Origin of the sequence: Prevotella sp. BV3P1, assembly GCF_000479005.1 — a bacterium.
Classification (GTDB): domain Bacteria; phylum Bacteroidota; class Bacteroidia; order Bacteroidales; family Bacteroidaceae; genus Prevotella.
In genome coordinates, this window is record NZ_AWXC01000027.1 from 1 (window position 1) to 8,922 (window position 8,922).

The window sequence follows — 8,922 nt, forward strand, 5'->3', positions numbered from 1 at the left end:
AATATCTCGTAATACACATTAATACATAAAATAGTACTCGTTAGGGGTACTATTGGGCTGATTGAATATATCAAAAAAAGATTCTATAACGTTTCATATAGACAAGTATAAGAGAGCATAAAAAATACTTATCCATACGATTCGTTATAGAATCGTGAATGCTTGCAAGTCTGTTAACGCCTCAACGTACTATTAATAATTGGCATTTTCTGGATCAAACTCTGTCCAACCGTCAGCCCAGTTATCGTTTGCAGCAAAGGCTCCAATGTAAGAAACTGTCTTAAAGCCTTTCAATCCAGTGAAAGAAGCTGCGTTCAGCAACGGACTTGATGCCAAAGGTTTCTTCGTCTTCTCGTGCCAGTCATTGTTCAATCTGTTATCCAATAAGCTAATCGCTTGGTCTGATAAGGTTTTAAGTTGACTGTGAATACCGCCGTTTAACGAGCGCAAACCGCCATCAAATCCAAGAAAATCGGTATTCGAACCTTTGGCGTAAGTAAAGTCTTGAAATGCCGATTGGGTATTCCAATTGCCTCCTAAGGATAGCGAGAACGAGTTTTCTGACGGTATCTCCTTTGTGTTCAACACGATAAATCCGCCACTATAATCAGATGGATATTCGGGCGATTGAGTTTTTACAATCAACAAATTGTCTATCTGTGAGCTGGGTACAATGTCAAACGAGAAAACCCTTGTGTCGGCTTCACTGCTGGGAACGGCACCTCCATTCACCCATACATTATTCATTTATGAAAAGTCCACCTGTTCCCTCTTTTAAAATAGTATACATAAGTTTCGCTCCATTTTTTACCATTTGGTATTAGAATAGGGATTCCACCTGAGATTTTTTCTTTTGCAAGTGGAACATAATAGAGTTCCATAATATCATTTAATCCACTAAAAATATATCGTAATAGGAACCATGCCTTAGAATATATTTCTTCCCATTTCTCAAATGTAATGCCATAAAATGGTTGGTGATTATTGTCTTTGATGCTTGTCAAAACAATACCTCCCTGAATTAATCTGTACTGGGTATGTGCAATTGCATTCCTTAAATCTTTGTTGTATGTTTCTTCCAACAAATTTTGGAATTTAGGAGCTTTTGAGAACTTGGTAATAATAGCGTCTTTAATATAATTGCTTCTCGTAGCTCTTGTCTTGCTATCAATATCTAATTCCCAATCGTAATTTTCACCATTAAGAAGATGACTGATTTCTTTCAGTGTCTTTAGAAAATACCCATTTTCCCAAATTAAATGATACCTATGCATTTCTTCTTCTATGGATTGTTCAAAATCAGTAGTGCCATTAAAGAAAATAGATCTTGAATTTACAAAGCACTCATTATTATTTGTCGTTTTTCCAATTCCAGGATAAACTATTTGATTAAGTTGCTGCATATAGTTTAATCCAGTTATCCCAATACCCAAACTAGGAGCACCTAAGCCTATGAAACCATTTTGTTGACATACCAATAAATCTCCAGGATGCTTCATTGTCTGCTTGCAAATATTGAATAGCTCGCGAATAACTATCCTCACTTCCTCATTATACTTATCAGAAAAAGTTTCTCTTATCATATGATATATTATTTTAGCATCACAAATAATGGATTTATTTTTTAATACATACTTGGGATAGCAGGATATTTAGTCCTAATATATGCATTTGCAATAGCAACTCCAATGGGTGTTATTGTAAAAAATATTGGTAGTTGATTCCACCAGATTCGTACATTTTTTAAATATTCATAATTATCCCATTCTTTGATAAGCTTTGATGTTAATGATTCAACATTTCGCCCATCCTTGTATGTTATTTCTGAGAGATGCTTATATGCAAGATATTGTTCCTCATTTAGGGGAAGATCAAACTCTTTAGAGTCTACATTAACTTTTACAATAATGCTACCATCATCTATAAAGTATTTAGGAGGAACCACACATATAAGGAAGCCCTCTCTTAACGGATGCTCTTTAAATAACGGCATTTCTATTTTCAGAGCATTTCTGTTATCCCTATTATCCTCATAAAGTTCTGCTATTTTCTCTTTGCAGTCATAGAGTCCAACTTTATGTAGTTCCAAGAGCATTTCGTTATACTCTGGTGAATTTCGTTCAATTCCCATAGGTAAACATGCTAATTTATTAGATAGAAATTCTTCCATTTTCTTAAAAGATTGTATTCCCGAAGGGGCGATTCGAACAGCAGAGAGCACATCCAAATTTTCTATCCATTGTATACCAATAGGCAATTCTATATCATTAAGGATACTCTTATGTAGATTATCAAGAGTTTTTAATTCTTGATGTATATCAAAAGATTCTGACACATATCTATTTATAGCATAGAAAGACGAAAGCCCTATTAAACTGGATTCTGGAATTTGGTCTATAATCTCAATTGCTTTTGATATACCTAATGTTCTTTCTCTATTACCATTTTGCTCTGCTCTATGAACGATTAATTCAGAAAGCATATCTAAATCTCTTTCTTCTCCGCTTGAAGCAGCTGATATTTGCGCTTTTCTTAAAATAAATTGAAAAGCAGGATCACCAAAGATTTTTAGGGTTTCATCATGCTGTTGCATCTTTGGTATTAGTTTGTCCTCTAATGCTATTACGCGTTCTTGGGCAATACCTTGGGCTTCTTGAGTCCAATTAGCTTTTGCAATGGCATATTCTTCCTTACAAATATTGCGGGCACGTTCTTCATCAATCCCAATAATATTTGTAGTGGTGGTATTATAATAATTGTTTACAGTCCCAGCTTGTACTTGCGTAGAATTATCACCAGCAGTTTGCTCACTTTTGTTTATCTTCATAGTAATTATTTATAATTCCTGTTTGACTTTGTGTGGCATTATCACCTGCGCTTTGTTTTAAATTAGCCTTTTGGTGGATTCCTATTTTGTAGCCAGTAAATCCACCAAGTAAAAATGTAACTATAAGAACTAATATATTAGTGCCGATTCCTTCAAATATCCATTCCATATTTTTCAATATTAATTTTGTTGTAAATATAATTAATTTCATCAAAAAATAGGATGATGTTTCATCTTATAAATCAATCCTTTTGTTCATAATAATATGAATAGTCAATGCCCTTCATGAACATTTCTCGGTCATCAATCTTTGTAGTGAGGGCAGGTTGTACCAAAGCTTTGATGTGTGTACTATCAGAAACTCTCTCCCGCATGGCGGACAAATATTCGTTTTTGTCTATTTGGCTCCAATCCACACATCGTTTGAGAGAACGTTTTAGCATGAGGTCAAGCCAAATGCGAGTGCTACGACCGTTACCTTCCATAAATGGATGCGCAACATTCATTTCAACATATTTGTCCATTATCTCATCAAAGGTTGTTTCGGGCATTCGCTCTATTGTTTGCAGGGTTTCAGGGAAGTGCATACAATTAGCAAAGGTAAAACCACCTTTGGATATATTCTTAGTTCGGATTTGTCCAGCAAAGTCGTACAGTCCTCCAAAGAGATAAGCGTGTATCTGTTGCAGACATTTGATACTACCAGGCTCTGCAGTTTTCAAGAGTTCACTCTCAAAGAGTTGGTAGGCTTTCTTCTTGCTCTGTCCATCAATGGTGTTGTCGCTGTAGGTAAACCAATCAAGAAAGTCATTAGCACGATTGTTGGGGTAGTTCTTTGCCAACAATACAACATCTTTACTATTAAAGACATCTGCCACACGTAACTTCCCATCAGGAGCTTCAAACTTGAAGCCGTGAGTGGCACTCACAAGTTCAATATCTTTTTGCTTCAACTTCCTTTTAAGCCATCGCCAATAGTTACCGGCTTTAGTATAGTCCGGTTCATTGTTAATAGCACGAACAATATCTGTTGCTGAAAACCACCAACAGTTTTGTTCCTCGTCCCACACCGCCCTAACTTCACGGTCGTTGAAAAAGCGGATAGATGTTTTATGCTCTGCCATAATAAAGTTACTCATCTGGGGTGTTAATCAATTCTTTTGGATTGACTTGTAAGATCTCTGCTATTTGAAATAGCAATTCGAGGCTTGGCTGTCGACGATTGCAAACATATGAGTTGACAATAGTGAAACTCTTACCGAGTTTCTCTGCAAGCCATGTTTGCTTAATCCCTTTCTCGATAAGCACCTCTTTAATTCTATTAGTTGGACTTTCCATAAATATCATCTGATTGTTTACAAATATAGTAAATATTCTTGTATAAAGAAGAAAAAAGAGGAGATATTTTCTCCTCCTTCAAAAGTCTTATATCTACAATTCTATTTGCCCTTCTTGTGTTGCAGATTATTCTGTGCCAGTTCTATTCTCTATAGATTCTCAGCTATTTTATTAGGATTACGAAGACTGGTATTGGCTATATATACCCCACAACGTATCCGAAAATCCCCATCCACAGTCCGTGGCATTGAGCATGCGTTCTATCCGTTCGTTGTAGTTGGGCAGTAGTCCGTGAAAGGAAATGAACTCCATCGCTTTCTCAAAGTTGTTCTCCAAAGTAACATAATACTGTTCCCACATATCACCAAAAGTCATCGTATATTCGCAGCCTTGCTCTATGTAAAAGAGCATCAAGTCGGCTAAGCATTCTGGTGCAGGTTTCAGCTTTTTAAATTCAGAGATAGCCTTGCGGCATGTGGCGAACGATGGCTTTTCAGAAAAGCCACGCACAGGGAAAAACTCATTTTGTATTATCTTCTTGTATTTCTCCACCTCGGCATAACTGTCGGGCGTAAGATAAAACTCTAAGTAGGTCTTTGCTTCCTTGCTTGCATCGTAAAGGCTCATCATCAGATTAATGACATTCTCCTTTGGTAATGTATCCAACTTCTTTCTTAGCTTTGCTTTTGACATAACTTAAATGCATTTATTTCTTCTATAAATATCCTTTTATCACTTCAGCCCCAATTAGCTGATTCAGCTTGGCTCCGATAATTTCGTCAGAATAGATGGCTTGCCAATGGTTATCAAACAATGATCTTTCAATGTTGCAACTACCAGATGAATTAAGAGCATAAATCACAAGCCGTTCCTTGTCGCAAATTCCCATTAGCTTGGAACGTAGCAAGCGTGCGTATGACAATGCTTGGCGAAAGGCTTTCTGCTCCTCAACCATGGAGGACATATCCAGTTTAGCTTCAATCACTAAACCCAAATCGGTCATTAGGATTTCTCTTTGCCGTACGACACGGAGAAATCCTAATGACCGATTTGGGCTTAAGATGTGACGCGTGCTTTTCTTTTTTCAATCTTTCTATTGTAACCTCTCTATTTTTTTGACTCATCCGTTCACTGGAACACGCTTGTCCACATAAACTTTCTTGTCGCAATGATGCTGCTAATAGAGGATAATCAATAGCAAGAAACAAGTGATGAAAACAAAGATTCGGAAAACAAAAAATGAGGCGTAAATCATTGGTTTACACCTCTTTCCTGCAAAATGTCGTCAAGTAATAAATTTGTTTTACTTCACTTCCTCAAAGTCGGCGTCCTGTACGGTGTCATCAGATGAATCACCTTGGGTTTGCTGACCGTCACCTGCTTGCTGTGCACCAGCGTTGAAACCAGCGTCTGCACCTGGCTGTGTGCCGCCTGCTTGGCTGTACATCTGTGCGCTGGCAGCCTGCATTACGGTGTTGAGGTTGTTGATGGCCGAGTCGATAGCGGCCACGTCGGCATTCTTGTGCGCGTCCTTCAACTGTTGCAAAGCACTTTCAATGTTGGGCTTCTGGTCGGCAGGAATCTTATCACCGTTGTCTTTCAAGAAGTTTTCTGTGGTGAAGATCATGGAGTCTGCCTGATTCAGCTTGTCCACCTTCTCACGTTCAGCCTTGTCAGCAGCTGCGTTTTGTTCTGCCTCAGCCTTCATGCGGTCGATTTCCTCCTGGCTCAAACCTGACGAAGCCTCAATGCGAATCTTCTGTTCCTTGCCTGTTGCCTTGTCTTTAGCCGATACATTCAAGATACCGTTGGCGTCGATGTCGAAGGTAACTTCAATCTGTGGAACGCCACGACGTGCCGGAGCGATGCCTTCAAGATTGAACTGTCCGATGCTCTTGTTCTGTGCAGCCATGGGGCGTTCGCCTTGTAACACATGGATGGTCACAGCCGTTTGATTATCCACTGCGGTAGAGAACGTCTCACTCTTCTTGGTAGGAATGGTCGTGTTGGCGTCAATCAATTTGGTCATCACGCCACCCATGGTTTCAATACCCAGTGTCAGTGGAGTTACGTCGAGCAATACGATGTCGCCCACGCCACTCTCTTTGTTCAAGATGGCTCCCTGTATGGCAGCGCCGATGGCAACCACCTCATCGGGGTTGACACCTTTTGAAGGCTCTTTACCAAAGTAATTTTTTACTAAGGTCTGCACGGCAGGGATACGGCTCGAACCACCTACGAGAATCACCTCATCAATGTCAGACGTAGAAATCTTCGCATCCTTGATGGCATTCTGGCACGGAACCAGACATGCTTGAATCAAGTCGTGTGCCAATTGCTCGAACTGTGCGCGCGTCAAAGTCTTTACCAAGTGCTTTGGCACGCCGCCTTCAGCAGATATATACGGCAGGTTGATTTCGGTTGATGTGGTGCTCGAAAGTTCGATTTTCGCCTTTTCGGCAGCCTCTTTCAAGCGTTGCATGGCCATCGGGTCTTTGGAAAGGTCGATGCCTTGGTCGGCCTTGAAATCCTTTACCAGCCAGTCGATGATCACCTGGTCGAAGTCGTCGCCGCCTAAGTGGGTGTCACCGTTGGTCGAAAGCACTTCAAACACGCCGCCACCAAATTCCAAGATGGAGATATCGAAGGTACCACCACCAAGGTCGAACACGGCAATCTTCATATCCTTGTGAGCCTTGTCCACACCGTATGCCAAAGCTGCGGCGGTAGGCTCGTTCACGATACGCTGCACTTTCAGTCCGGCAATCTCGCCAGCTTCTTTGGTTGCTTGGCGCTGTGAGTCAGAGAAGTAAGCCGGAACGGTGATTACCGCATCCGTCACCTCTTGTCCTAAATAGTCCTCGGCCGTCTTTTTCATCTTCTGAAGAACCATGGCCGATATTTCCTGTGGCGTATATTTGCGTCCGTCGATGTCTACTCTTGGATAGCCATTCTCGTCAACCACCTTGAAAGGTACGCGCTCAGCTTCTTTCTGGCTCTGTGCATACGTCTCACCCATGAAACGCTTGATAGAATATACCGTGTTTGTAGGATTGGTAATGGCCTGTCGCTTGGCAGGGTCACCCACCTTGCGCTCACCGTCTTTTACAAAACCAATGACCGAAGGGGTTGTGCGTTTTCCTTCACTATTGGCAATAACCACTGGTTCATTGCCTTCAAATACAGAAACACATGAGTTTGTTGTTCCTAAGTCGATTCCAATAATTTTTCCCATAATATGTTGTTTTTTTAGTTTACGAGTTTTTTAGTTTACGAGTTTACAAGTTGATGGTTCACAAGTTCACAAGTAATACTGTTTATTTCAATACGCTCATATAAAAACAAATGTCATGCCAAAACACAACATATTGGCTCAGGCTGACATGAAATATGCCAACCTGTCACTTTGACATCATTGCTGTCATGTTAAGAAAGTGCTGGGGTAGGGGGATGCGCCTACGCTGTCATCCTATTTTTGTCATGTGATAGCCCATGGACTTGAGTTGCATGGCGGCACCCATCAAATACAGCTGGTGCAACGCTGCAATCACGGCCCGGTAGGCATCTTCCGATCCAGGTGTGATGGATAGATGGTGCAACAAGTTATTGGTTCTGGCGGCACATTCGCCAACCGTGGCTTGCAATTGCCGGGCTTGTTCGGGTTTCAGAAGCAGAACTTTCTCGCGTATATAGTCGTCCATGTGGTCAAAATCAATGCGGTCGCGCAGGTAGGTGTACAGGTTTTCCACCTTATTATATAGTTCCCAATCCTCGTCCCAGTATTTAGCCACAGCCATGCCCACATACATCATCCAACCGAAAACAACGGTAGGATATTGATTAAACTCTCGTACGGCGTCGGGCATGTAGGCGTTGGCTATGTCGTACCATTTTCCTTCGATGTCGGGGGCATCCGGCAAGTGTTCGTCAACCTTGTCCAGTCCGTGAAGGTAGGCGTACAGATCGTTCTTGAAAATGGCTTCCGGTGTTTGTAAGTTGTCGCTTGGGTGCATCATGTTTTTGTTCGTTGAGGTTGTATGGAATGTGGAATGTTTTGTTTCGGAGACGATATGTCTGGTATGGCCGTTCATTTCATGTCCGCTATTATGCTGCCTGCAAAGGTAAACACTTATCCGGAAAAAACAAAATGCCGGATGGATGAGCCGTTGGCAAGCTCGCGGTCGTGCGGATAGGTGACTGTGAAATTTGTTGACAGCGATGCTCTTTCTCCTTCGCGTATTTACAACCAACTCTACTTTGGATTGCAAATACGCTAAATATGAGTGATTTTTCTATCTAACTATGAACCAGTGTGTTACGGTTTCTTTTTAGCTATTATGCCTCAGTGTGCAAGTGTTGATTGGCCAAAAGCATAGCTTTAAGCACGAAAGATGCATGCTTTTGGCAGGTAATTGCTTGTTGGTTGAACCGCAAGAGGATGCTTTTGTGAGCATTATCCCATAGCTATTGCGGCAAAAAGTGATTTTTCAAAAGAAAAAATGGTCATGCTTGCCTCCTGTGTGCCTATCGTTTTTTTCTATTTTGAAAGTTTTTATGAGCCATTTTTGGGGGTGAAAATTCAGAAAAAACCGAACAAATATTGTCAGATGCATTACATTGGCGGGGTGGGGATGTGGGGGCGATTTTCGTTCAACCGCCTTGGGTAAAGGAGGATGTTTATTATCGGAGGACGTGTGAAAAATTGACAGTAATGCTTTTGTTGTTTGAAAAAACTCTGTATCTTTGGAAAGGAATAA

Annotated in this window: 10 protein-coding genes and 1 pseudogene; all 11 read right to left on the bottom strand. The window is 40.8% G+C overall.

Translation table 11 applies throughout. The features are described 5' to 3' along the window. Positions 1–326 precede the first annotated feature (326 nt). Positions 327–744: pseudogene (locus HMPREF1254_RS05200) on the bottom strand (TonB-dependent receptor); the annotation flags it as partial. After that, complete coding sequence (locus tag HMPREF1254_RS05205) at positions 744–1,583, bottom strand: hypothetical protein (RefSeq protein ID WP_036878293.1); 840 nt, start codon at positions 1,581–1,583, stop codon at positions 744–746. The pseudogene HMPREF1254_RS05200 and the gene HMPREF1254_RS05205, both read right to left, overlap by 1 nt. A 41-nt stretch (positions 1,584–1,624) precedes the next feature. After that, positions 1,625–2,827: an LPO_1073/Vpar_1526 family protein gene (locus HMPREF1254_RS05210; RefSeq protein ID WP_023057615.1), complete on the bottom strand. Its 1,203-nt coding sequence runs from the start codon at positions 2,825–2,827 to the stop codon at positions 1,625–1,627. Further along, positions 2,808–2,996 (bottom strand): hypothetical protein, encoded by a 189-nt coding sequence (locus HMPREF1254_RS05215; protein WP_036878331.1) that lies wholly within the window; start codon positions 2,994–2,996, stop codon positions 2,808–2,810. The genes HMPREF1254_RS05210 and HMPREF1254_RS05215 overlap by 20 nt, the downstream gene beginning before the upstream one ends. A 73-nt stretch (positions 2,997–3,069) precedes the next feature. Then, positions 3,070–3,966 (bottom strand): protein adenylyltransferase Fic, encoded by an 897-nt coding sequence (gene fic, locus HMPREF1254_RS05220; protein ID WP_023057621.1) that lies wholly within the window; start codon positions 3,964–3,966, stop codon positions 3,070–3,072. After that, positions 3,959–4,165: a helix-turn-helix domain-containing protein gene (locus tag HMPREF1254_RS05225; protein ID WP_004362600.1), complete on the bottom strand. Its 207-nt coding sequence runs from the start codon at positions 4,163–4,165 to the stop codon at positions 3,959–3,961. The genes fic and HMPREF1254_RS05225 overlap by 8 nt, the downstream gene beginning before the upstream one ends. A gap of 177 nt (positions 4,166–4,342) precedes the next feature. Continuing rightward, positions 4,343–4,858 (bottom strand): DUF6155 family protein, encoded by a 516-nt coding sequence (locus tag HMPREF1254_RS05230; RefSeq protein ID WP_023057619.1) that lies wholly within the window; start codon positions 4,856–4,858, stop codon positions 4,343–4,345. Positions 4,859–4,880: 22 nt separating this feature from the next. Then, the gene (locus HMPREF1254_RS05235; RefSeq protein ID WP_023057614.1) at positions 4,881–5,168 is read right to left on the bottom strand and encodes a hypothetical protein; all 288 of its coding nucleotides are present in this window, start codon (positions 5,166–5,168) and stop codon (positions 4,881–4,883) included. Between the two features lie 300 nt (positions 5,169–5,468). Further along, a complete protein-coding gene (dnaK, locus tag HMPREF1254_RS05240; protein ID WP_023057618.1) occupies positions 5,469–7,400 on the bottom strand; it encodes a molecular chaperone DnaK in 1,932 nt (643 codons plus the stop codon). A gap of 229 nt (positions 7,401–7,629) precedes the next feature. Next, on the bottom strand, positions 7,630–8,178 hold the full coding sequence (locus HMPREF1254_RS05245) for a hypothetical protein (protein WP_036878327.1): 549 nt from the start codon (positions 8,176–8,178) through the stop codon (positions 7,630–7,632). Between the two features lie 474 nt (positions 8,179–8,652). Then, the coding region (locus tag HMPREF1254_RS12300) for a hypothetical protein (protein WP_231385810.1) at positions 8,653–8,922 on the bottom strand (270 nt) is incomplete at its 5' end.